This is a genomic window from Pedobacter sp. GW456-11-11-14-TSB4 (assembly GCF_059424425.1).
Window position 1 is genome coordinate 781,012 of the sequence record NZ_JBWKZK010000002.1, and the last position, 24,350, is coordinate 805,361.

General features: G+C 34.3%; 20 protein-coding genes. 11 read left to right on the plus strand and 9 right to left on the minus strand.

All coding sequences use genetic code 11. The annotated features are described in order from the left end of the window. Positions 1-1,065 precede the first annotated feature (1,065 nt). On the plus strand, positions 1,066-2,907 hold the full coding sequence (gene topB, locus AC07XU_RS10780) for a DNA topoisomerase III (RefSeq protein ID WP_494943657.1): 1,842 nt from the start codon (positions 1,066-1,068) through the stop codon (positions 2,905-2,907). On the opposite strand, the gene AC07XU_RS10785 is transcribed toward topB, so the two are convergent. Then, positions 2,904-3,155: a hypothetical protein gene (locus AC07XU_RS10785; protein ID WP_494943658.1), complete on the minus strand. Its 252-nt coding sequence runs from the start codon at positions 3,153-3,155 to the stop codon at positions 2,904-2,906. The genes topB and AC07XU_RS10785 overlap by 4 nt on opposite strands. A 205-nt stretch (positions 3,156-3,360) precedes the next feature. Between AC07XU_RS10785 and AC07XU_RS10790 the strand changes: the two genes are divergently transcribed. Continuing rightward, complete coding sequence (locus tag AC07XU_RS10790; RefSeq protein ID WP_494943659.1) at positions 3,361-4,386, plus strand: S66 peptidase family protein; 1,026 nt, start codon at positions 3,361-3,363, stop codon at positions 4,384-4,386. Between the two features lie 117 nt (positions 4,387-4,503). Here the strand turns inward: AC07XU_RS10790 and AC07XU_RS10795 are convergent, their stop codons facing one another. Together AC07XU_RS10795 and AC07XU_RS10800 are read right to left on the minus strand one after the other, a co-directional pair. After that, a complete protein-coding gene (locus tag AC07XU_RS10795) occupies positions 4,504-4,800 on the minus strand; it encodes a GxxExxY protein (RefSeq protein WP_494943807.1) in 297 nt (98 codons plus the stop codon). Positions 4,801-4,936: 136 nt separating this feature from the next. Continuing rightward, positions 4,937-5,704, minus strand: a complete 768-nt coding sequence (locus AC07XU_RS10800) for an MBL fold metallo-hydrolase (protein WP_494943660.1) — start codon at positions 5,702-5,704, stop codon at positions 4,937-4,939. Positions 5,705-5,812: 108 nt separating this feature from the next. On the opposite strand from AC07XU_RS10800, the gene AC07XU_RS10805 reads away from it, so the two are divergent. From AC07XU_RS10805 to AC07XU_RS10820, 4 genes are all read left to right on the plus strand, one after another. Next, positions 5,813-6,208, plus strand: a complete 396-nt coding sequence (locus AC07XU_RS10805; RefSeq protein WP_494943661.1) for a cupin domain-containing protein — start codon at positions 5,813-5,815, stop codon at positions 6,206-6,208. A 180-nt stretch (positions 6,209-6,388) separates the two neighbouring features. After that, positions 6,389-6,568 (plus strand): BF3379 family histone-like protein, encoded by a 180-nt coding sequence (locus AC07XU_RS10810; RefSeq protein WP_494943662.1) that lies wholly within the window; start codon positions 6,389-6,391, stop codon positions 6,566-6,568. Between the two features lie 111 nt (positions 6,569-6,679). Next, the gene (locus tag AC07XU_RS10815; RefSeq protein WP_494943663.1) at positions 6,680-6,988 is read left to right on the plus strand and encodes a hypothetical protein; all 309 of its coding nucleotides are present in this window, start codon (positions 6,680-6,682) and stop codon (positions 6,986-6,988) included. A gap of 79 nt (positions 6,989-7,067) precedes the next feature. Then, positions 7,068-7,937 carry an OmpA/MotB family protein gene (locus AC07XU_RS10820; RefSeq protein ID WP_494943664.1) on the plus strand — a complete coding sequence of 290 codons (870 nt, stop codon included), beginning with the start codon at positions 7,068-7,070 and terminating at the stop codon, positions 7,935-7,937. A gap of 39 nt (positions 7,938-7,976) precedes the next feature. Here the strand turns inward: AC07XU_RS10820 and AC07XU_RS10825 are convergent, their stop codons facing one another. Beyond that, the gene (locus AC07XU_RS10825) at positions 7,977-8,672 is read right to left on the minus strand and encodes an NUDIX hydrolase (RefSeq protein ID WP_494943665.1); all 696 of its coding nucleotides are present in this window, start codon (positions 8,670-8,672) and stop codon (positions 7,977-7,979) included. A 146-nt stretch (positions 8,673-8,818) separates the two neighbouring features. Here AC07XU_RS10825 and AC07XU_RS10830 point away from each other — a divergent pair, with 146 nt between their 5' ends. Beyond that, positions 8,819-9,961, plus strand: a complete 1,143-nt coding sequence (locus AC07XU_RS10830; protein ID WP_494943808.1) for an aldose epimerase family protein — start codon at positions 8,819-8,821, stop codon at positions 9,959-9,961. Positions 9,962-10,599: 638 nt separating this feature from the next. Here AC07XU_RS10830 and AC07XU_RS10835 read toward each other — a convergent pair. The 5 genes from AC07XU_RS10835 to AC07XU_RS10855 all read right to left on the minus strand — a co-directional run bounded on the left by AC07XU_RS10835 (position 10,600) and on the right by AC07XU_RS10855 (position 14,853). Beyond that, on the minus strand, positions 10,600-11,769 hold the full coding sequence (locus tag AC07XU_RS10835; RefSeq protein WP_494943666.1) for an alpha-hydroxy acid oxidase: 1,170 nt from the start codon (positions 11,767-11,769) through the stop codon (positions 10,600-10,602). Positions 11,770-11,910: 141 nt separating this feature from the next. Further along, complete coding sequence (locus AC07XU_RS10840; RefSeq protein WP_494943667.1) at positions 11,911-12,756, minus strand: amidohydrolase family protein; 846 nt, start codon at positions 12,754-12,756, stop codon at positions 11,911-11,913. 1 nt (position 12,757) lies between these two features. Further along, the gene (locus tag AC07XU_RS10845; protein WP_494943668.1) at positions 12,758-13,087 is read right to left on the minus strand and encodes an L-rhamnose mutarotase; all 330 of its coding nucleotides are present in this window, start codon (positions 13,085-13,087) and stop codon (positions 12,758-12,760) included. A gap of 132 nt (positions 13,088-13,219) precedes the next feature. After that, positions 13,220-14,068: a fumarylacetoacetate hydrolase family protein gene (locus AC07XU_RS10850; RefSeq protein WP_494943669.1), complete on the minus strand. Its 849-nt coding sequence runs from the start codon at positions 14,066-14,068 to the stop codon at positions 13,220-13,222. Positions 14,069-14,088: 20 nt separating this feature from the next. Continuing rightward, a complete protein-coding gene (locus AC07XU_RS10855) occupies positions 14,089-14,853 on the minus strand; it encodes an SDR family NAD(P)-dependent oxidoreductase (RefSeq protein ID WP_494943670.1) in 765 nt (254 codons plus the stop codon). 334 nt (positions 14,854-15,187) lie between these two features. Here AC07XU_RS10855 and AC07XU_RS10860 point away from each other — a divergent pair, with 334 nt between their 5' ends. From AC07XU_RS10860 to AC07XU_RS10875, 4 genes are all read left to right on the plus strand, one after another. Then, the gene (locus tag AC07XU_RS10860) at positions 15,188-17,941 is read left to right on the plus strand and encodes an alpha-d-galacturonidase (RefSeq protein ID WP_494943671.1); all 2,754 of its coding nucleotides are present in this window, start codon (positions 15,188-15,190) and stop codon (positions 17,939-17,941) included. Further along, positions 17,941-19,497, plus strand: a complete 1,557-nt coding sequence (locus AC07XU_RS10865; protein ID WP_494943672.1) for an MGH1-like glycoside hydrolase domain-containing protein — start codon at positions 17,941-17,943, stop codon at positions 19,495-19,497. Before AC07XU_RS10860 ends, AC07XU_RS10865 begins: the two co-directional genes overlap by 1 nt. Before the next feature lie 275 nt (positions 19,498-19,772). Then, on the plus strand, positions 19,773-21,350 hold the full coding sequence (locus tag AC07XU_RS10870; RefSeq protein WP_494943673.1) for a glycoside hydrolase family 28 protein: 1,578 nt from the start codon (positions 19,773-19,775) through the stop codon (positions 21,348-21,350). Positions 21,351-21,471: 121 nt separating this feature from the next. Next, positions 21,472-24,294 carry a glycoside hydrolase family 95 protein gene (locus tag AC07XU_RS10875; RefSeq protein WP_494943674.1) on the plus strand — a complete coding sequence of 941 codons (2,823 nt, stop codon included), beginning with the start codon at positions 21,472-21,474 and terminating at the stop codon, positions 24,292-24,294. The last annotated feature ends 56 nt before the right edge of the window (positions 24,295-24,350 follow it).

The window sequence follows — 24,350 nt, forward strand, 5'->3', positions numbered from 1 at the left end:
CGAAAAACGGGACTGAAAAGATAAAAAGAACTACTGGAATTGCTTTTCGGAATTTAAAATATAATTCGGAAAAAGAGATTCTTCACTGCGTTCAGAATGACAAATGTGCCTATCGGTCGGTGTCTCACCGACCGAAACTTACCTAATTCACTTGTCTGATTAATTTTTGAAAAGCAGAGACAGAAGCTTTTTTTGATGTTAGTCGGGCTAAACGTTTCAATCATTTGTCCTTCGACAGGCTCAGGATGACAAAATGATTTACACTTATATCCCGTTTATTTAACTTAAGCTTGTAGTTCTATGGATCGTTTTTATGCCCCTAGACCTTAATAATTGTACAGTACTTGCATTTTAAACCCGGTTGAAGTGGAAATCTTTTTTACCAAATCCCCTTCAGGGGTTTTAAGGGTAAAAAAATTGCAACGAAAAACGGGACTGAAAAGATAAAAAGAACTACTGGAATTGCTTTTCGGAATTTAAAATATAATTCGGAAAAAGAGGTTCTTCACTGCGTTCAGAATGACAAATGTGCCTATCGGTCGGTGTCTCACCGACCGAAACTTGACTTATTCATTTGTCTGATTAATTTTTGAAAAGCAGAGACAGAAGCTTTTTTTGATGTTAGTCGGGCTAAACGTTTCAATCATTTGTCCTTCGACAGGCTCAGGATGACAAAATGATTTACACTTATATCCCGTTTATTTAACTTAAGCTTGTAGTTTTATGGATGGTTGTTATGCCCCTAGACCTTAATAATTGCACAGCACTTGCATTTTAAACCCGATTGAAGTGGAAATATTTTTTACCAAATCCCCTTCAGGGGTTTTAAGGGTAAAAAAATTGCAACGAAAAACGGGACTATAATAACCGAAGAATTACAGCATCTGCTTTTCAAAATTTTAAAATAGTACTCATGGTATTTGATTAACCACAAGGTCAACGAACAGATTTCTCGTCGCTACGCTCGCTCGAAAGGACAATCCAATGTGAATGTAGATAACTTTAACATTGCCCGCTGCATAATTTTTAAGATATTTAACCCTCCAAAAGAACTGAATATCTATAATGAAAGTAATTATTGCCGAAAAACCATCTGTTGGTAGAGAGTTAGCGAAAGTGTTTGGTGCAACAACCAGAAAAGACGGTTACATAGAAGGCAAAGGGTATTCTTTTACTTGGGCATTTGGGCATTTGTTGCAATTGGCGCCGCCACAAGAGTATGGTTACATTGGCTGGCGTAAAGAGCATTTGCCTATGTTGCCTGCAAAATTTAAACTTTCTATTCGTAAGGTAAAAACCAAAGATGGATTTGTTGAAGATCCAGGAGTAAGGAAGCAATTAGACATTATAAAAAAGCTGTTTGATGAAGCTACCGAAATTATTGTAGCTACGGATGCTGGACGCGAAGGCGAATTGATTTTTAGGTACATTTATTATTACTTAAAGTGCAAAAAGCCATTTAAACGTTTATGGATTTCATCTCAAACTGATGAAGCAATTAAAGATGGTTTTAGAAACCTAAAGCCAGGTACAGATTACGATACCTTATTTAACTCTGCTCATGCCCGTTCGCAAAGCGATTGGCTAGTGGGGATGAATGCCACACAGGCTTTAAGTTTATCGGCTGGCAACAGATCGGTTTTGTCGTTAGGAAGAGTACAAACCCCAACGCTTGCAATGATTTGTGCTCGATTTTTAGAAAACAAAAATTTTGTGCCTCAAACATTTTATCAAATAGCTATTCAGTTAGATAAGGATGGACAATTGTTCAAAGCAATATCCGTAGCCAACTTTAATACCCAACCAGAAGCACAAGCCGTTTTTGATAAAGTAGAAGATGTAGCTTCGGGTTTTGCAACTGGCGGAAATATTACTGCCGTTGAAGCTAAGCCAAGAAAAGAACCACCGCCGCTTTTACATGATTTAAGTAGTTTGCAGCAAGAAGCCAATAAGAAAAATGGTTTTACGGCAGATCAAACCTTGAATTTATTGCAGAATTTATACGAGAGTAAACTAGTTTCGTACCCACGTACAGGAAGTAGGTATATTGGTGATGATGTTTTTGCTACTGTTCCACAATTGATTAGCACTTTAACAGATCATCAATTATTTGGTAATCAGGCTAACTTTTTGCAGACTGCAACATTAAATAAAAGAAGTGTGAATGCGAAAAAGGTTACAGATCACCATGCTGTTTTAATTACAGGGGTAAAGCCTTACAACTTAAGTAAAGATCATCAGGCAGTTTATGATATGGTTGCGGGACGAATGTTAGAGGCTTTTCATCAGGAGTGTATAAAGGAAATCACTAAAATTACCATAGAAAGTGGTTCGGTATTTATCGCCAATGGAACCGTAATCCGCTCTGCAGGTTGGCGTTCGGTATTTAATGAGGTGGAAGACGATAAAAAAGATGAAGAAAATCCGGCTTTGCCAAAAGTTAAAGTAGGAGAGTTGCTGCCTATCGTAAATAAAGCTTTGCTAGAAAAACAGACCAAGCCAAAAGCTTTATACAACGAAGCATCATTATTAAAGGCATTAGAAACATCGGGTAAAGAAATTGAAGATGAAGAGTTACGTTATGCTATGAAAGACAGTGGTTTGGGAACGCCAGCAACACGTGCGGCTATAATTGAAACCTTGTTAACGAGAGAATACATTAAGCGAGAAAAACGTAGTTTAGTGCCAACACAAAAAGGCTTAGCGGTTTACGAGGTGGTTAAAGACAAAAAAATTGCCCAAGCTGAATTAACTGGGCAATGGGAAAAGCGCTTAGAAGAAATTAGAACTGGTGCTTCGGTGAAAGATTTTAAGGCAGAAATTTGTGATTACACAAAAACCATTACGCAAGAGTTACTATTGGCTGGCATCGGAATTTCTGCACAGTTAACTGAAGGTGCTGTTTAATTTTTTAACAGCTTGTTCTCTATTTTTTTACCAACTCGTTTTAAAAAAAATCCTGCGATTAGTTTTGTGATAAATCCCTGTTTTTTTAACAGTGTTGAGTTAACTCCTTTGGCCAAAACTCTACCAACGGGATTAGCAATTGGGTTAAGATTTTTTGGATTTTTTCTGCTAGGTTGAAAGATACTTTTTGGAATACTTTTAACATATTGTTTAGTATCTTTCACCATTCCGTTTTCTCTTTCTTTCATTTCCAGCCTCATGCATTTAAGCTGTAATTGAAGTGTTTTGTGATCATTAAAAGTAAGACATTTTTTCATAGGCTTTGTTTTTACGTATTATTTTAACAGGTTTAAGCCGATAGGGTTTTTATTAAATTTTGTTTATTTACAACTTTTTTGTTTTAAAATCTTCGAATTTGCAATCGAGAGAGTGATATTTTTTATATTTAACATCATGAACCGCAAATATTTTTTATCTTCTCTTTTACCTGCAGCTTTACTTTTGCAATCGTTTAAAAATGAAAAAGGAAACGAAGCAATTATCGAACAAAGCAAAAGGAAAATTCCACCTTATTTGGTAGGTGGTGATACGGTAGGTATTACTTGTCCGGCTGGATATATTACGGCTAAAGAAATTGAAGCAGCGGTAACGCAAATTAAAAGTTGGGGATTTAAAGTTGTTATTGGAAACACAGTTGATAAAAAAGATTTTACCTTCGGTGGTACCGATGAGGAACGTTTAACAGACTTACAACAAATGTTAGATGACCAAAATATTAAAGCGATAATGTGTGCTCGTGGTGGTTATGGCGCAGTGAGGATTTTAGATCAGTTAGATTTTAGTGCTTTTAAATCATCGCCTAAATGGCTTATCGGATTTAGTGATATTACTATTTTGCATAGTCACATCAATACCAATTACCGAATTGCAAGCATTCATTCTAAAATGTGTAATAGTTTTCCTTCAGATTGGTCTTTGGCAGAGCCGATACAGATAGAAACCATTAATTCTATTCACCAAGCTTTAAGTGGAGATCAAATGAAATATACAGCGCCTTATGTTTTTGACAATAGGATGGGAGTAGCTACCGGAGAATTAATTGGTGGTAATTTACGATGCATTGAAAATTTAGCTGGTAGCAAATCTGAAATTGATACGGATGGCAAAATTTTGTTTGTAGAAGATACTGGCGAATATTTATACAGCATTGATAGGATGTTTTACAATTTAAAACGAAGTGGTAAACTGGCTAAACTAAAAGGATTAATTATTGGCGGCTTTAAACTAAAACAAGAAGAGGGTAACGATAAATTTGGCAAAACCTTACAGCAAATTGTGTTAGAAAAAGTTGCTGGTTTAGATTATCCTGTTTGTTTCGATTTTCCGGTAGGGCACCAAAAAGCCAATTTTGCCTTAAAATGTGGTGTTAAGCATAAATTAGAAGTTTGGGAAAGCGGTACAAAGTTGGAAGAGGTTTAGTATAAATAACACATAGTAATCTAGAGCACATAGATTTTGCGAGTATTATTCTGGAAGTAAATTAAAGTATTCGTTTACAAACGTTTGCTGACCTTCTTTGAAAATATTTTTGCAATTTTAATTTATTAAAATTCCTTTTGGTGCTTCCAAAAGTTTCATATATGTTAAAAGTTGTGCTTGAAATATTGGCTTAATAAATTCTACAGATTTCAATTGTATCACAATATTATTTGAAACCAAGAAATGGCATCTCAAGAGAGATTCTAATTCAATTCCTTTATAATAAATCGGAACTATTGGTTGAGAAATAAAATTGATTCCTCGCAAAGCAAATTCATGTTGAAGGCAGTTTTGATAAACATTTTCAAGCAAGCCTGGTCCTAGATTCTTATGTACTTCAATTGCAGCACCTATCTAAATTACTTTTAGTCATAACTTTATTATCCTAATGAGAATTAATAAAAGAAATGATTAATTGAATATAGTTAGAATACCTGAGAAATATAAAATATTTTCTATGTGACCTATGTTACTATGCGGTCAGTTATTACTAAGCAGAAATATAATAAACAGGCGTTTCCTGCAATCGCGATGCTACTACAATCTCAATTCCATTTGCATGTTCGTTAAACAATTTGCTCACTAAATCGGGGCAATTGTTATCCTTACTTAAATGAGAAAGAAATAAATGCGACATGTAGCTTGGTCTATGGGCAATGAATAAATCTAAAGCTTTACGATTTGATAAGTGGCCTCTTCCGTTTCTAATTCGATTTTTTAAAAAGTACGGATAACTACCATTGTTCAGCATATCATCATCATAATTGGCCTCTAAAAATGCGGCTTTGCATAATTTAAAGTTATTGATTACGTGATCGCAATGATCGCCAATATCAGTAAAAACCCCAACAGTTACTTCATTACAGCAAACTGTAAAACTGTGCGGTTCTGCTGCGTCGTGCTTTTTTGGAAAAGCTGTAATACTTAAATTTCCAATTTTAATAGGTTGGTAAGCTGCAAAAGTTTGCAATAAGTGAACTGGTATTTGCTGTTTTGTACCAACAAAAGTGTTGTTGGTAATATAAACAGGGATCTGATACTTTTTAGCTAGAACAGGTAAACCGCGAATATGGTCAACGTGCTCATGCGTAATAAAAATAGCCTTAACCTTAGTCATGCTGAGCGAAAGCCGTTGCATTCTAATTTCGGTTTCCTTACAGCTTAAGCCAACATCAACCAAGATAGCTTCTTCGGAATTGCCCAAATAAAAACAATTTCCGTTGCTGCCTGTATTTAACGATGTGATGTATAATCCCATTATTACAAAAGAACTGTTTTTAACAATCCAAATTCTTAAATTTTCTTAACATTGTGTTAATTGTTAAACATCTTTATGTTTAAGCTGTTTTTGTAATAAATAATTGATATGGAAGAGAAACATAATTTATCGACAAAACAACGCCCCGATGGAGCAAGGCCACTAGATGCACCGCTAATTCCGATAGATATTAGCAAATTTAGTAATCAAATTAAATCTGAGGAAGCATATGAAAGAAATGGTAAGAACGCGATTACCGTTTTTAAATCTGATAAAGTAACCATCACATTAATTGCACTAAAAGCGAATGAAAACTTTCACCCTGGTAAAGAAGATCACATAGCAATAATGAGTTTACAGGTTATCAATGGAGAGTTATCTTTCGAAAGTTTAGGAAATAAAATTAACTTAAAAGATGGTCAATTTTTAACCTTACATCAAGAATTATCGTTTAATGCAACTGCAAAAACCGACATTTTGTGCCTTTTAACGATGATTATGTAGGTTTTTTAAAAAAATCATTAAAAAAAATTAAGAAATAAAAAATACATAACCAATTGTACGCCAGTTAGTTTGCTTATTTATTTGTAATTACATTTACTTTACAAATATGCATAAATATCAAAAAATGCTTGTTTATTATGTTTAAATGATATATTTGAAATCAAAATAAAAACTAAAAAAATGGAAAAATTCTCAAAAGTTAAAGAAGTAATTGCTTCAATTGAAGCAGATGTTGAAAAATTTTATAACGGTGGTAACGCTGCAGCTGGAACAAGAGTACGTAAAGCAATGCAAGACCTTAAAGGTTTAGCTCAAGATATTCGTACTGAAGTAACTGAGAAAAAAAACTCGGGTAAATAAGCTTTTGAGCTAAAACATTACAAAGAAAGACTTTGCTATGGCAAGGTCTTTTTTTTTGATCATTTTTATAAAAAAATATAATCTGTATTTTTAGACTTAAATTTTAGTAAAATGATATCTGTTAAAGTTACCTACACTGTAAATTCTACTTTTGTTGATCAAAACAAGCAAAACATCAACTCTTTTTTAACTGATTTTAAAAAACTGAGCGATTGTAATTTTATGTACAATGTTTTTTTATTGGATGATGGATTAACCTTTTTACATATCGGGATGTACGAGCGTGATGAAGATCAGCAAACAATATTGAAAGTACCATCTTTTTTAAAATTTCAAGAAGAAAGAGATAAAAGTGGTTTAACAAATGAACCAAAAATTGAGGTTGTGACTTTAATAGGTTCCTCCCTTAACGTGATTTAAATACTTGAATTATAGTATTTTAATATTGGATAAAAACCATTAGCATAGTATAGTTGTTTAAAAACAAAACACTAAAATTATGAAATATCCAATATTAGCATCCGCAGCATTTGCTTTGGCAATATTATCACAAGGTTGTGTGAGTAATAAAAAATATCAAGAGCTGCAATCAAATAATTCTAAACTGCAACAAAGCAACCAAGAATTAAACAAACGTCTTCAAGATAGTGAAACAGATGTTTCTGGTCAGAAAATTAGAGTTAAAAGTTTAGAAGAACAAATAGCTGCCCATAAAGCAAACTTAACTGCTTTACAAGCGGCATTAGATAAATGTTTAAATTCTAGTAATCAAGGTAATGTAAACATCTCTAAGTTAGTAGATGAGATTAATTCTTCTAATAAATACATCCAACAATTGGTAAATGCTAAAAACAAAAGCGACTCGCTTAATATGGTGTTAACTAATAATTTAACAAGATCTTTAAGTAGAGAAGAAATGTCTGATGTTGATGTAAAGGTATTAAAGGGTGTTGTTTACATTTCTTTATCAGACAATATGTTATATAAATCGGGTAGCTACGAAATTTCTGATAAAGCCTCAACTACCTTAAGTAAAATAGCTAAAATCATTACAGATTACAACAATTACGATGTATTAGTAGAAGGTAATACTGATAATGTGCCAATTTCACAGCCTAACATCAGGAACAATTGGGATTTAAGTGCGTTAAGAGCATCATCAGTTGTTCAAACCTTACAGAAAACATACAATATCGATCCGAAACGTTTAACCGCAGGTGGTAGGGGAGAATATAACCCTATGGTAGCCAATGATACACCAGCTGGAAAAGCACAGAATAGACGAACTCAGATTATCATTACACCTAAACTAGATCAGTTTATGGAATTGATAGGCAAAGCACCTGAAACATCTCAACCAAAACAATAATGAAAACTTAAAGAGCCTTGCAAATTGTAAGGCTCTTTTTTATTTCGCTTTACTGGTTAAATTTAAAAAAGATTGAAACTGGGCCTTATGCTTTTGTTTATCTAATTTAAAATAAAATGCTCCTCTTCTCGAGCTAGATTTATCCTTCTCTTCCTGTTTAATCAACAAACCACTTGCAGTAATCTTTCTTATAAAATTTCTATTGTCAATTGGCGAATCATAAACCTGCTCGTATAATGATTGCAGTTGTGGAATGGTAAATTTTTTAGGCAACAACTCAAATAAAATCGGATGTAAAGCTGCTTGGTATCTAATTTTGTTCATCGCGGCAGCAACCATTCTATCGTGGTCAAATATCAGTTTCGGTACATCTTTAAGCTTAAACCACTCGGCATGGTACTGGTCGTTTAGCTGTTTATTGTATTTGTTAATATCAATTAAAGCAAAATAAGCTACAGAAATAGTTCGCTCAATTGGGTCTCTATCTGGCGTACCATATGCATGTAATTGCTCTAAATATACATCTTGCAAACCTGTTAATTCTAACAAAATGCGTTTGGCAGCACCATCTAGATTTTCATTTTCGCCAATAAAACCGCCCATTAAACTCCATTTGTTTTTTTCTGGTTCTATGGCCCTTTTAATTAGTAAAAGTTTAAGATTTTCTCCATCGTAACCAAAAATGATACAATCTACCGCAACAAGTACAGGTTTTTGATTTAAGTATTTTGCCATTAAAACTGAGCGATTTAAATTTATTTAACTAACCAAAATTAGAGCATTTTTTCTTAACTTTTCACTAATCTTAAAATATGATTAATATAATCGTTACAGTAACGTTAATTTATTTTCTTATTTTAGCACAAACCAATGTAAATTTTATGAAAAGATTATTTTTAAATACCCTTCCCATTGCAGCTTTTTGTCTAGCTATTGCATTTTCATCATGCAATTCAAAGCCTCAAAAAAATAATACTACACAAACCGATACGGCAAAATACAACACCACTATTGCTGGTAAAACCGTTGGTTTATATACTCTAACCAATAAAAACGGACTTTCAATTTCAATCACAAACTTAGGTGGCAGAGTTGTGTCTTTTATGGTACCAGATCAAAACGGAAAATTAACAGATGTTGTTTTGGGTTATGACAGTGTAGGTACTTATTTAAAAAAAGGGGAGCCTTTTTTTGGAGCATTAATTGGTCGTTACGGTAACAGAATTGGTAAAGGTAAGTTTACATTAGAAGGTAAGGATTATCAACTGCAATTAAACGATGGCGTAAATACTTTGCATGGTGGTACCGATGGTTTTTATAATAAAGTTTGGGATGCCAAACAAGATGGGCAGAAATTGGAATTAACTTATGTTTCTGCAGATGGAGAGGCTGGTTACCCTGGTAAATTAGATGTAAAGGTTGTTTACACCTTAACAGATGACAATGGTTTGCAAATTGATTATACTGCCACAACTGATAAAACTACGATCGTAAATTTAACCAATCACGCTTATTTTAACCTAAATGGCGAAGGAAACGCAACCATTTTAGACCACGAATTAATGATTGCTGCAGATGCAATTACACCAGTAGACAGCACTTTAATTCCGACAGGGGAGTTGATGCCAGTTAAAGGAACAGCATTCGATTTTAATGTTGCCAAAACTATTGGAAAAGACATAGAGCAGAAAAATGAGCAATTGAAGTTTGGTAAAGGCTACGATCATAACTTTGCCTTAAAAACTAACGATGGTAAAACCCCAATAGCTAGCTTAAAAAGTACAATAACAGGCATTAAAATGGAAGTTTACACCACAGAACCTGGTTTGCAGTTTTACAGTGGTAATTTTTTAACTGGCGAAACTAAAGATGGTAAAGGTGGCAAAGCTTATGCTTACCGTTCGGCCTTATGTTTAGAAACGCAGCATTTTCCTGATGCACCAAATCATGCTAACTTCGATTCTACAGTATTAAAACCGGGACAAACCTATAAGACAAGCACAACTTATAAATTTAGTAAATAAATATTTTTTAGAAGCGCACTTGCAGTGGTGCTTGGCAAAATTAGTCCCGCTAACGCTTCAATCTTTTAAAAATCCCAAAAGCCTTTAAGCTTTTGGGATTTTTAATAAAAGGATTTTCGCTATATCGGGGCTAGAATGGATGGTTTGTACAATATGAAACCATTGAAACTGATAAGACATGCTAATTAGATAGCCGTTTATACGATTAATCTATAGATTTTAATCTCTTTACGCAATCTGCGTTACATATTTAAAAGCAATTTCATGATGTGAGGTCCTTCACTGCGTTCTGGTTGATAAAATATATGCTAAATAGATAGTCGTTGATACGATTTATATATAGATTTTCATGGTGTGAGATCCTTCACTGCGTTCTGGATGACAAAATATATGGCCGTTTATACGATTAATATATTTAGATTTTCATAATGAGAGATCCTCCACTGCGTTCTGGATGACAAAATATATGCTAAATAGATAGTCGTTTATACGATTTATATTTAGATTTTCATGAGGAGAGATCCTTCACTGCGTTCTGGATGACAAAATATATGCTAATTAGATAGTCATTTATACGATTAATATATGTAGATTTTCATGATGTGAGATCCTTCACTGCGTTTTGGTTGATAAAACGTTTATTTCTCAATCAACCTGTCTTTAAACTGATCTATATTTTCGATAGTTAATTGCTGCATAATATGGTATAAATGAGTTTTAAACATATTGATGGTATGTTCGCCGCCTTGGTTGCCCAATGCGCCAACGCCGTACATAAATGGCCTGCCCATAAAGTTAAATGCTGAACCTACTGCGTGTGCTCGAGCCAAATCTACGCCAGATCTAATACCACCATCTAACATGATTTTTAGTTTACCTTGATAAGCCGGATTGTTGGCCAATTTAATTAATGATTTGATGGATGATTCGCCAGCATCGATTTGTCGGCCACCATGGTTGGATACAATTACACCATCTACACCAATTTGAATGGCTGCTTGCATATCTTCGTCGGTTGCGATGCCTTTTAAAACCAATGGACCTTTCCACATTTCGCGAATGGCTGAAACCTTTTCAATATCTACTTTGCCAGTAAAAGTTTTGTTCATGAATTGACCGAGCTGGCTCATGTCCATTCCTTTTTCCATGTAAGGTTTTAGGGTTGCAAAAGAGGGGATACCGTGTTGTAAAGTTTTAATGCCCCAAAGCGGACGGGCAAATGCTTGCAAAATATTATTGATAGACATTTTTGGCGGAATGGATAAACCACTTTTAATCTCTTTGTACCTTAAGCCAAATGCAGGTACATCAACCAAAACTACCAAAACAGGGCATTCTACAGCTTTTAAGCGATTTAAAATGTCGTCTCTTAATCTATTTTCTGTAGGATGGTACAATTGAAACCATGCCTTGCCATCAGAAACTTCGGCAATACGCTCGATGCTACTTGTTGATACTGTACTTAAAATATACGGAATATCTTGCTTTGCAGCGGCTTTGGCTAAAATTTCTGGTGCATTTGGCCACATTAAGCCTTGCAAACCAATAGGCGATATGCCAAATGGCGCACTATATTTACGACCAAATAAATTAACCGACATATCGATATCGCCACCAACACGAAGGTAATTTGGTTTTAATAGGATGTCATCAAAATCGTTTTCATTTCTGGCCAAATTTAAACCTTCGTTACAGCCACCTTCTAAATAATCAAAAGCAAATTTTGGGATACGCGATTTTGCTTTGCGCCTTAAATCGGCCACGGATGGGTATTGAGAATTGTATGGAAAGGTGATTTTTTTGCTCATTGTATTTGGTTGTGCTTTTGGAAATGGAAAATTATTGTTTTATGTTAAATTTTCCATCCTGTACTATCGGGTATTATTTAGAAAATTTGTCGTTCCAAGGAACGAGGAATCTACTGTAATGAATTAATTTATAGAGATCCTTCAATGCGTTAGGGATGACAAAACGGTGAGGCTATAAAACCTTTTCGCGTTACCTCCAAAAACCTTCAATTTTTCTGTCTCACTAAATTGAGTAACATATTTTTGAACCAAATTAAACCAATCTGTATATGGCCTGCTTACCAAAACTACAGGCCAATCGCTGCCATACATTATTCTATCGGTTCCGAAATGTTTAAATACAATATCTAAACAACTGAAAATTTGCTGTTCTGTAAAATTTAACCAATCTGCCTCGGTTAATAACCCAGAAATTTTACAGCTTACCTGTGGGTTTTGTGCAAGTGTTTTAATGTTCTCCTCGTAAACTTTTAGCTCTTGAGTTTTTACATCGGGTTTACCACAATGATCTAAAACCAGAGGTTGCTCAGGTAATTTATCTACCAATTTTATGATTGATTTTAGTTGGGTGTGGTAGCATAACAAATCATAGGTATAGCCGAATTGATTTAAAATATTTACACCTTTGGCAAAGCGATTATCTAAAATAAAGTCATCTTGCTCTGCTTGTAAAACGTGTCGCCAACCTTTTATGAGATCCCATTTTTTCCAATAATCTAATCGCTCAGTTAAGTTTTCGGCTTTTAAATCTGTCCAGCCAACAATGCCTTTAATCATTTGATTTTTGGCAGCAAGATCTAGTAAAAACTGTGTTTCTGTTTCGCTTTGATTGGCCTGTACGGCTATGCAACCCTCAATACCGATTTTTTGATAAGTACTTAAAATATCATTTGGCATAAAATCATTTCTAATTTTGGCCATATCTGCTGTAATCCAGCTGTCTCTAACCGGATCGAAGTTCCAAAAGTGAACGTGACTGTCAATCATCTTATAACTCGAATATTTGGTCCATCATTACCCATTTTTCTCCAGTTTTTGCCCAAGGCAGTTTTTGTTGGAAATTCCACATCAATTTTTCCCATTCTTGAACTTTAGCATTAGCTAAATCTGCTTTGTTTTTAGCTTCAAAAGTAAAATCATCATCTACTTCCATAATCATAAATAGACGGTTAGCCAGCAGATAGATTTCTAAATTGATTACCCCAACATCTATTAAACTATCTTTAACCTCTGGCCAAACAGAACGATGGTACTGTTTATAGGTATCAATTAATTTTTTGTCTTCTTTAAGATCGAGGGTGAAACAATATCTATCCATAAGTTAATTTACGATTTTAGATTTACGATTTTAGATTTTGCACAGCTTCCAAAACTACTTTTTTATTTGCATGAGGTAAGCTTTGAGAACTTTCTTTCGTTTCTGCTAAATGTGTCGAAGCGAAACTAACACCTACGAATAAGCCTTTACATTTTGTTTACTGCTACCCAAACCGTCAATTCCTAATTCTACAACATCGCCAGGTTTTAAATACCAAGGCGTAGGTTTTTGTCCTAAACCAACGCCGGCTGGTGTGCCGGTAGTAATTACATCGCCAGGTAACAATGTCATAAACTGACTAATGTAAGAAACCATAAATGGAACATTGAAAATAAGGTTGCTGGTATTTCCATCTTGTAAAGTTTTACCATTTACGGTTAGCCACAGGCGAAGATTGTGAACGTCTTGAACTTCATCTGGCGTAGCGATAAATGGACCGATAGGAGCAAAAGTATCAGCACTTTTGCCTTTTACCCATTGACCATTACGCTCTAACTGAAACTCGCGTTCGCTGTAATCATTATGTAAAACATAGCCAGCAATATGATCGTAAGCATCAACTTCTGACACGTATTTGGCTTTTTTACCAATTACGATGGCTAGTTCAACTTCCCAATCTGTTTTTACACTATTTTTAGGTATTTCTAAATCATCATTTGGACCAACAATTGCTGTTGTAGCTTTAAAAAACAAGATTGGTTCGGTTGGTATCGCCGCATTGGTTTCTGCAGCATGGTCTTTGTAATTTAAACCCACACAGATGATTTTTGAAGGCCTTGCTAAAGCAGCACCTAGCCTTACACTTTTATCTACCTTTGGTAAATCTGCAGTTTTAATGGCTTCTGCTAATTTGCTTATTTCATCTCCGGCAAAGAATTTTTCATCATAATCGCTTACTAAACTAGAAACATCGTAATAATTCTCGTCTATAATTACTCCTGGTTTTTCTGCACCAGCTTCGCCAAATCGTATTAATTTCATTTTATAAAATTTTGTATAATTTAATTATTTAAAGTTGTAAAACCGCCGTCAATCGGGTAATCGCAACCCGTAATAAATGAGGCCTCATCGCTACATAAAAACAAGGCTAAAGCACCAATTTCTTCTGGTTTACCCATTCTGCCAATGGGCTGAGATTTAGATAATTTCTCAAACATTACATCGATGTTATCGGGATAGTTTTTTTGTAAAAACCCGTCAACAAATGGCGTATGTACTCTGGCTGGCGATATAGAATTACATCTTATATTTTCATTGATATAATCTTTTGCAATGCTCATTGTCATTGCTTTTACTGCACCTTTTGCGGCGCTGTAGGCAAAACGATCTGACAAACCAATTAATGCAGCAATAGATGCCATGTTTATAATTACACCACCTCCATTTATCCGCAACTGCGGGATAGCAGCATGCAAACAATTATATACGCCTTTTACATTTACATTCATTACTCGGTCAAAATCAGTTTCTGAGGTGGTGTCTACTTTACCAACATGTGCTATACCCGCATTATTGATTAAAATATCAATTTTTCCAATTTGAGTGAATGTAGCCAATACATCAGCATGATTTGAAACATCGCAAGCGTAGCTAAAAGCTGTATCACCATTTGTTTTTATGATTTCTAGCGTAGCTGATGCTTGATCCAAACCTAATTCTATGATATGAACTTCAGCACCTTGTTTTGCCAAAATTATTGCAATAGCTTGTCCAATTCCGCTTCCTCCACCAGTTACAATTGCTTTTTTACCCTTTAATGAAAACATATTTATATTGGTTATTATATTTCTGTAATTTAAATTTAGTGTATTAAAATGTCGTGTTATCTAAATTCAAATTTCTTTCACACTACAAATAAAATAGTAAATACACAGTTTTAATTATATCAAATTACCAAAAAATTATGCAATGTTGGCATCTGTGTTCACTTTATTGTTACAAAATTCCTTTTGCTAAAATAGTATAGTAATTTGTAGAAATGTTACAAAATTGAACTGTTGTAATACTTATATTTGAATATTATTTTTATATTTAAATAATTTTATAACCAAATATAGTTTAATTCTGTTAAAAAAGACTTAAACGATTGAACCTAATTGAATGAGAAATTTTCTGATTTTTATTTGCCTATTACTTAGCGCTCCAACTATTTCGTTTGCAAAATCACTTCAAAAGGAGCAAAAAACCATTTATGTTTCATCGCAAAGCGGACAAAGAGTTTTGTTTGGCGCAAAGAGATTAATGATGAGCTTGAACAATGCTGGTTATGATGTTAAACTAACGGTTGTTGATTATAAGGGCAAATTTGTAAAGGGTAAATCATCAGTAGTAATAGGAACCGCCACAGATAAAATTTTATCAAATTTATTTCCGGTAGGTTTAAAAAATAAAGCAGCAACTGCTGGTAAAGAAGGATACGCCATTTTAAATGATAAAGACGGAACATTGTATTTAATAGGTGCAGATTATTCTGGCGCATTATACAGTTGCATTGATTTAGAAGAGAAAGTTGCTGCCAATAAACATAAAATTCCTACTCAATTAAATATTGTTGACAAGCCGCATATGGTGTTGAGAGGTACTTGCATCGGTTTACAAAAGCCAGATTACTTACCAGGAAGAGATGTTTATGAATATCCCTACACACCAGAAAGTTTTCCATGGTTTTACAATAAAAACCTTTGGATAAAATATTTAGATATGATGGTTGAAAATCGTTTCAACTCTTTGTATTTATGGAATGGTCATCCGTTTTCTTCTCTGGTTAAACTTAAAGATTATCCTTATGCTTTAGAAGTTGATGAAGCTACTTTTAAAAAGAACGAAGAAATGTTTCGTTTTTTAACAGCAGAGGCTGATAAAAGAGGGATTTGGGTGATCCAAATGTTTTATAACATCTTAATACCAAAACCATTTGCAGAAAAACACAATTTAAAAACGCAGGATAGAAACCGACCGATTATACCTTTAATTGCTGATTATACACGAAAATCGATTGCTGCATTTGTAGAGAAATATCCAAACGTGGGTATTATGGTTGCTTTAGGCGAAGCGATGGAAGGTGTTGGACAAGATGATATTGATTGGTTTACGAAAACCATTATTCCGGGTGTTAAAGATGGTTTAAAAGCTGCCGGAATTAAGGAAGAACCACCCATCGTTTTACGTGCACACGATACAGACGCACCCGCGGTAATGAAAGCTGCCTTACCGATTTATAAAAATTTATACACTGAAAATAAATTTAATGGTGAAGCTTTGACCACTTACGAACCTCGTGGTGCTTGGGCAGAATTGAACAGAACATTGAGTAAAATTGGCACCATGAATATTTCAAATGTTCATATTTTGGCCAATTTAGAGCCTTTTAGATATGGCTCAGCAGACTTTATCCAAAAGTCTGTTACAGCAATGGATAAAATTTATGGTGCTAAAGGCTTGCATTTGTATCCTCAATCTGGTTATTGGGATTGGCCTTACACAGCCGATAAAATTGTAGAAAGACAATTGCAAGTTGATAGAGATTGGATTTGGTACAAAGAGTGGGCTAGATACGCCTGGAATCCATATCGTGATAGAGCAAAAGAAGTTAATTATTGGGGCGCACAACTAGCGGATAAATTCGGTACAGATTTAAATGCTGGTAAAGATATTTTAAATGCCTACGAACAAAGTGGCGAAGTTTCTCCAAAACTATTGAGACGTTATGGTATTACTGATGGAAATAGACAGACCTTAACTTTAGGGATGCTGATGACACAGTTGATTAATCCATATCGCTATAATTTATTTACTTTAATGTATGAATCAGAAGCGCCTGAAGGTGAGATGATTATTGAATATGCCGAGAAAGAATGGAATAAACAAGGTCATATTGGAGAAACTCCTGTTCAAATTGCAAAAGAAGTGGTTGAGCACAGTAAAAAAGCACTAGCTTCAATTAATCAGGCATCAACCAAAGTTACCAAAGACAAAGAAGAATTTAGACGTTTAAAAAACGACATGTATTGTTATGATGCCATGGCTAATTTTTACGCAGAAAAGGTAAAAAGTGCGTTATGGATATTAAGATATAAATATTCTAACAATGTTGAAGATTTAGAAAAGGCAATCCCGTCATTAGAAAAAAGCGTGAATTTTTATGCTGAATTGGTGAAGCTTACCGAAAATGAATATTTATATGCCAACAGCATGCAGACTAAACAGCGTAAAATTCCGATGCGTGGTGTTGATAAAACTTTTATCCATTGGAAAGAAATGTTGCCTGTATTTACGCAAGAGCTAAATCATTTCAAAAAAAGTATCGATTCATTAAAAGCTTTAAAACATGGTGCTGCTGTGGCCATTGTTCCTTTTCAAAATGCTGATGTGCAATTACTTTCTCCAAATTTAACTTATCAAGTTGATAAATCTGCAACCATTTTTAGCGATACTACGTTACAAATTAAAGAGGTTACAGAAAAGTTAATTGGCTTAAAAGCGGTAAAGCTCTCTATGAAAAATCAGCTAATTAAAGGAACTGAAATTAATTTTACTACAAAAAATCCTGTTAAGTTATTGGTAGGTTATTTTAATGAGAAAAATCCAAAATATGCTCCTGCACCTCAATTAGAAATAGATGCAAGTGCAAATAATTATGGTCAGTCTGAAATAAAAATTTCTAATGGAGTAATTGTAAATGGATTTCCGCCAGTTAATGTTCATGCTTATTCGTTTGCTGCCGGAACACATACATTAACAATTAATAAAGGTGCATGTTTGGTACTTGGTTTTATAGATGATAAACAAGAATTAAGAATTTTTAATGCCGGACTTGATGGCAGAGGTAGAGATATAGATTGGTTATTTGAATAATGAGAAAACAAAGATATTTTTTATCAACCTTGTTGATTCTATTAATTGGGACAACTGCATTTGCTCAAGAACAACAGATGCTTGGCACAGCTAAACTAAATAAGTACGTTAATTATTTTAACAGCATTGATGATGAAGCAGTTAAAAATTTCGTACCAAACGCACAAGCTTTTGATTGGCTTGCTGCTAACATTCCTCTGTTGGATTGTCCGGATGAAGTAATTGAACAAAAATATTATTACCGTTGGTGGTCTTTTCGTAAGCATTTAGTGAAAACACCAGATGGCTTTATTTTTACAGAATTTATAGAACCTGTAAAACATGCTGGCAAACACAATTCCATCAGCTGTGCTTTAGGTCACCATATTTACGAGGGTAGGTGGTTAAAAAATAACAGCTACTTAAAAGAATACATCAATTTTTGGCTGTATAAAGCAGATATAGCGCAGACTAAACCTCGTTTTCATCAATTTAGCAGTTGGGTAGATGATGCGGTCTATCAAAATTACTTGGTGAAACCTGATGCTGATTTTCTAAAATCAATTTTGCCAGATTTAGATGCAGATTATGATAAATGGGAAAAAGAAAGACAATTGAAAAGCGGTTTATTTTGGCAGCATGATGTAAAAGATGGGATGGAAGAATCGGTAAGTGGTTCTAGAAAAGATGAAAATAGAAGACCAACCATAAGTAGCTACATGTACGCCAATGCTAAAGCTTTGGTAAATATATCAACTTTGTTAGGTAACGAAACTTTAAAAAACAAGTATCAAATTAAGCAAAATGAACTCAAGAACTTGGTGCAGGATAGTTTATGGGATAGCAAACATTCGTTTTTTAAAACCAAATTAGCCAAAACAAATTCGTTGGCAAATGCTCGAGAAGCAATAGGTTTTATTCCTTGGGATTTTAATTTACCTGATGATAAAGCCATTTATGCCAAAGCTTGGGATCAATTATTAGATACTGGCGGTTTTAATGCGCCGTGGGGTTTAACGACTGCTGAAAGGAGGGAACCAACTTTTAGAACGCGTGGTACAGGACATAGTTGCGAATGGGATGGTGCTTTATGGCCATTTGCGACTTCGCAAACCCTAAAAGGATTATCGAATTTATTGGTTAATTATAAAAATCATGGTAAAATGACACCTACTGTTTTTTATAATGAGTTGCAAAAATATGCGAAATCGCATACTAAGAACGGCAAACCCTATATTGGCGAATACCAAGATGAGATAACTGGAGAATGGCTAAAAGGCGATAATCCAAGAAGTAGTTTTTACAATCACTCTACTTTTGCAGATTTAGTAATTAACGATTTAATTGGCTTTAAACCACGTGCTGATGATATTTTGGAAATTTATCCACTCATTCCTAAAGGTAAATGGGATTGGTTTATGTTAGACAATATTTCTTATCACGATAAAACAATCACCTTATTATGGGATAAAAATGGTAAAAGATATAATAAAGGTAAAGGCTTTCAGATTTATGTAGATGGTAAATTGCTTCATAAAATGAATAGTTTAAAACCTGTTAAAGTAGCAATGAAATAGTAAATAAACATTACTTGTCATTCAGAGCGCAGCGAAGAATCTCATTATAAAATTGATAGAGATCCTCAAGCCTCGGTTCGTGTCTTCACGAGCTTAAATAATATTTGGTTCGTGAGGACACGAACCAATGCGGGAAAATGAATAGTTTAAAACCTGTTAAAGTAGAGATGAAGTAACATTAAACATTAAGGAATTAAGGGAAGTTAAGAATGGTTTAATACAATTTTAAAAAAATCCTTCACTATTCTTAATGCCTTAATGGTAAAAAAAACAAAATGAAATATACCTTAAAATCACTAATTATTGTTTTATTAACTTGCTTGTGCTTATCCGCTAATGCGCAAGATTACTATAATGTGCTTAAATATGGAGCAAAAAACGATAGTAGCAAATTGGCAACAACCGCTATTAAAAACGCGATTGATGCGGCTGCAAAAAAAGGTGGAGGCACGGTTTATTTCCCAGCAGGTAAATATTTAACAGGCCCAATTCATTTAAAAAGTAATATAACCATTTTAATTGATGCCAGTGCAGAATTGCACTTTAGTAATAATTTCGATGATTATTTACCAATGGTGAAAAGTAGATATGAAGGTGTGGATGTGACTAGTTTTTCGCCTCTTTTTTATGCTTATAAAGCAGAAAATATTGCCATTAAAGGTAGAGGATTAATTGATGGTCATGGCAAAAAATGGTGGGATTTTGTGGAGGGTTATAAAGAGGGGCAAGAGCGTTCTAAATGGCAACGCACATTCGACGAATTGAACAAAGACATACTTTTGCCAGATGATCCAAAACAGATGAAGCGTGGCTTTTTACGACCGCCTTTTATTCAATTTATGCATAGCAAAAACATTATTATAGAAGGTATTACCATTCAAAACTCTCCTTTCTGGACAGTAAATCCAGAGTTTTGCGAAAATGTAAAAATTTATGGCGTAACTATTTTTAATCCGGGTAAGAATGCACCAAATACCGATGGTATCAATCCAGAGTCATGTAAAAATGTTCATATTTCAGATTGCCATATTAGCGTTGGAGATGATTGCATAACCATTAAATCTGGCAAAGATGCACCTGGTAGAAAAATGGCGACACCAGCAGAAAATTATACGATTACAAATTGTACAATGTTATCAGGACATGGCGGCGTAGTTATTGGCAGCGAAATGAGTGGCGATGTAAGAAAAATTACCATTTCTAATTGTGTTTTTGATGGTACCGATCGCGGCATTAGAATTAAATCAGCTAGGGGTAGAGGCGGCATTGTAGAAGAAATAAGAGTGAGTAATATTGTGATGAAAAATATCCGAGATCAAGCAATAGTTTTAGATTTACAATATGCAAAAACAACCGCTGAGCCAGTTTCTGAAAGAACACCAAGGTTTAGGAATATTCATTTTAGCAATATTACTGGACAAGTAAATCAGGCCGCTTTTTTAAATGGTTTAGAAGAAATGCCTATAGAAAATGTAACGTTTAGCGATATCAATTTAGATGCAAAATCCGGGTTTGATATCTCAAATGCTAATAGAATTGAATTCCACAATGTGCAAATCAATACAGAAATTGGTGCATCTATTAAAGCTAACAAAATAAATAACCTTACTATTGATAATGTAAAAAGTTATACACCATTAGCTAATTCTCCAATTTTATATTTAAAAAATGTGAACGATGCCTTTATTTACAATGCTAATCCATTTACTGGTACAACAACCTATTTGTTTTTAAGCGGGGCAGAAACAAAGAATATCAGTTTAGGAAATAATAACTTCAGAAATGCAAAAACTCCGATTAAAAAAGAAGCAAATGTTAAGGAAGAAGTTAAAGTAATTTCGGGAGATAAGTAATCCTTAGGGTCAGTCGCCACCCTGAATTTATTGTAGGGTCTTTCTTGCAGGGAAGATGCTGAAATAAATTCAGCAGGACGCTACGGTAAAGCAAAGTTTTTTTAAGAAAATCAATATACTAATGAAATATTCGACCAAATACATCATTTTGCTATCCCTAATGTTTTCTAGCTATAATTATGGATTTTCCCAAAACGATCATCAACTTTGGTACAACAAACCTGCAAAAATATGGACAGATGCTCTACCGATAGGCAATGGTAGAATTGGAGCAATGATTTACGGCGGTATTTCACAAGATCAAATTCAGTTTAACGAGGAAACCTTATGGACCGGAGAGCCTAGAAATTATAACAGAAAAGGGGCATCAAAATATTTAAGAGAAATAAGAAAGTTATTAGCCGAAGGCAAGCAAAAAGAAGCCGAAAATTTAGCAGAAGCTGAATTTATGGGCTTAAAAAGTGAAGCTGGTGATAGGAAAAAATGGGTTGCTGATATGAAAGCTGGCAAAGGAATAGCTGGAAACCCTGCCGCAACTGATTACAATGATAAACTTTGGAAAACAATTCAGGTTCCATCTTATGAAGGTTGGGAGCTCGTTGGCTTGGCAAATGTAGATGGTGCAGTGTGGTTTAGAACTACTTTCGAAGTGCCGGCGAATTGGCGTGGCAAAGATTTAGTTTTAGATTTAAATAGAATTCGAGATCAGGATTTTACGTACATCAACGGAACATTGGTTGGCAATACCGATAATACAGAACCGAGAAAATATACCATTCCAGCAAAGCTGATAAAAACCGGCACAAATACCATTGCCGTACAAGTTTTAAATTATTTTGATAAAGGCGGAATAGCTGGTTTTAAGGATACAAAAAGGCACATTGGCATTTATCCAATAGGTTCAAGTATTGATAGTGGAGTATCTTTGGTTAAAAAATGGAAGTATCAAATCCAAAATAGCCAACCACCAGAAGTTGCTCAATACCAAGCAAGTTATCAGCCATTTGGCGATTTAAATTTATATTTCAACAACAGTAAAGCTGCAATTAGCAATTACAAAAGATCTTTAGATTTATCTTCAGCAATATCAACAACCAGTTATACACAAGGTGGAGTTAATTTTAAACGAGAGTATTTTGCAAGCGCTCCAAATCAAGCTGTGGTTATTAATTTATCAGCCAGTAAACCAAAATCAATTACTTTCGATGCCAGTTTAACAAGTGTCCATCAACAATCTACTGTTAAAATTATCGATAAAAATACGCTATCGTTATCTGTACAAGTTAAAGATGGTGCATTAAATGGCGAAAGCAGACTAACCGCAATAGTTAAAAACGGAACATTAAAAATTGTAAATCAAAAAATAAGTATCAGCAAAGCTGATGAAGTAACCTTATTTTTAACTGCGGGAACAAATTTTGTAAACGCCGATGATATTTCTGGAAATCCTGCAAGTGCGAACACGAAGGCATTGGCTAATTTAAAGGGTAAAACCTATCAGCAGATCAAACAAGCCCATATCAACGAATATCAAAAATACTACAATACTTTTGATGTGAATTTTGGCACTTATGCAAATTCAAGTTTACCAACAGATGAGCGTTTAGAGAAATTTGCTAATGCTAATGATGCTGCTTTTATGGCTTTATACATGCAATATGGCAGGTATTTACTTATCTCGAGCTCAAGACCAAGCACACAACCTGCAAACTTACAAGGTATTTGGAATGATTTGTTAACGCCGCCTTGGGGTAGCAAGTATACCACCAACATTAATGCAGAAATGAATTATTGGCCAGCAGAAATATTAAATTTATCTGTTTTAAATGAACCATTTTTTAGTAAAGCAAAAGCTTTAGCGGTTAAGGGAGAAGAAACTGCTAAGCAATATTACAATTCAAAAGGATGGGTTTTACATCACAATACAGATTTATGGAACGCAACTGCACCAATTAATGCAGCTAATCATGGTGTTTGGGTAACTGGTGGTGCTTGGCTAACCCTACATTTTTGGGAGCATTATTTATTTAGCAAGGATGAAAGGTTTTTAAAGGAAGAAGCTTATCCAATAATGAAAAAAGCGGCTGAATTTTTTGAAGATTTTTTAGTAAAAGATGCTAAAACGGGTTGGTTAATTAGTACGCCATCTAACTCGCCAGAAAATGGTGGCTTAGTTGCCGGACCAACAATGGATCATCAGATCATCAGAACTTTGTTTAATAATTGTATTAAAGCCTCACAAATTTTAAACGTAGATGAAGGTTTTAGAAAATCGCTTCAAGAGAAAGTTAAACAAATAGCACCTAACCAAATTGGTAAATACAAGCAGTTGCAAGAGTGGTTAGAAGATAAGGATGATACGACTAATAAACATCGCCATGTTTCGCATTTATGGGGTGTTTATCCAGGTAATGATATTTCCTGGAGCAATGATTCGAAAATAATGGAAGCCGCAAAACAATCATTATTATATCGTGGAGATGATGCCACTGGATGGAGTTTAGCTTGGAAAATTAATTTTTGGGCAAGGTTCAAAGATGGTAATCATGCGATGAAATTGGTAGAAATGTTATTAAAACCAGCAACAAATGGAAGCGCAGGCTCTTACGTGAATTTATTTGATGCGCATCCTCCATTTCAAATTGATGGTAATTTTGGTGGTGCAGCCGGAATAGCAGAAATGTTAGTGCAGAGCCATCAAGGTTTTATCGAATTATTGCCAGCGCTACCATCGGCTTTGCCTAACGGAGAAATAAAAGGAATTAGAGCAAGAGGAGGTTTTGAAATTAACATGAAATGGAATAATGGTAAACTTTTAGGTTTAGAAATTACATCGAAAGTCGGTGGTAAATGTGAAATTCGTTATCAAAATCTTAATACAAATTTTGAAACCAAAGGTGGCGAAACTTACAAACTTAATGCAGATTTGAAATTCCTTAAATAATTTGTTTTGAAGTTGTTTTTGGCAATGAAGCAAATGTTAATGAAGTTGTGTTGTTA

Coding starts and splice junctions, on each gene's coding strand:
- topB (WP_494943657.1), top strand. CDS start 1,066: ATGAAAGTAATTATTGCCGAAAAACCATCTGTTGGTAGAGAGTTAGCG.
- AC07XU_RS10870 (WP_494943673.1), top strand. CDS start 19,773: ATGAAATATACCTTAAAATCACTAATTATTGTTTTATTAACTTGCTTG.
- AC07XU_RS10800 (WP_494943660.1), bottom strand. CDS start 5,704: ATGGGATTATACATCACATCGTTAAATACAGGCAGCAACGGAAATTGT.
- AC07XU_RS10830 (WP_494943808.1), top strand. CDS start 8,819: ATGAAAAGATTATTTTTAAATACCCTTCCCATTGCAGCTTTTTGTCTA.
- AC07XU_RS10850 (WP_494943669.1), bottom strand. CDS start 14,068: ATGAAATTAATACGATTTGGCGAAGCTGGTGCAGAAAAACCAGGAGTA.
- AC07XU_RS10805 (WP_494943661.1), top strand. CDS start 5,813: ATGGAAGAGAAACATAATTTATCGACAAAACAACGCCCCGATGGAGCA.
- AC07XU_RS10835 (WP_494943666.1), bottom strand. CDS start 11,769: ATGAGCAAAAAAATCACCTTTCCATACAATTCTCAATACCCATCCGTG.
- AC07XU_RS10810 (WP_494943662.1), top strand. CDS start 6,389: ATGGAAAAATTCTCAAAAGTTAAAGAAGTAATTGCTTCAATTGAAGCA.
- AC07XU_RS10825 (WP_494943665.1), bottom strand. CDS start 8,672: ATGGCAAAATACTTAAATCAAAAACCTGTACTTGTTGCGGTAGATTGT.
- AC07XU_RS10840 (WP_494943667.1), bottom strand. CDS start 12,756: ATGATTGACAGTCACGTTCACTTTTGGAACTTCGATCCGGTTAGAGAC.
- AC07XU_RS10790 (WP_494943659.1), top strand. CDS start 3,361: ATGAACCGCAAATATTTTTTATCTTCTCTTTTACCTGCAGCTTTACTT.
- AC07XU_RS10875 (WP_494943674.1), top strand. CDS start 21,472: ATGAAATATTCGACCAAATACATCATTTTGCTATCCCTAATGTTTTCT.
- AC07XU_RS10865 (WP_494943672.1), top strand. CDS start 17,941: ATGAGAAAACAAAGATATTTTTTATCAACCTTGTTGATTCTATTAATT.
- AC07XU_RS10845 (WP_494943668.1), bottom strand. CDS start 13,087: ATGGATAGATATTGTTTCACCCTCGATCTTAAAGAAGACAAAAAATTA.
- AC07XU_RS10815 (WP_494943663.1), top strand. CDS start 6,680: ATGATATCTGTTAAAGTTACCTACACTGTAAATTCTACTTTTGTTGAT.
- AC07XU_RS10820 (WP_494943664.1), top strand. CDS start 7,068: ATGAAATATCCAATATTAGCATCCGCAGCATTTGCTTTGGCAATATTA.
- AC07XU_RS10785 (WP_494943658.1), bottom strand. CDS start 3,155: ATGAAAGAAAGAGAAAACGGAATGGTGAAAGATACTAAACAATATGTT.
- AC07XU_RS10855 (WP_494943670.1), bottom strand. CDS start 14,853: ATGTTTTCATTAAAGGGTAAAAAAGCAATTGTAACTGGTGGAGGAAGC.
- AC07XU_RS10860 (WP_494943671.1), top strand. CDS start 15,188: ATGAGAAATTTTCTGATTTTTATTTGCCTATTACTTAGCGCTCCAACT.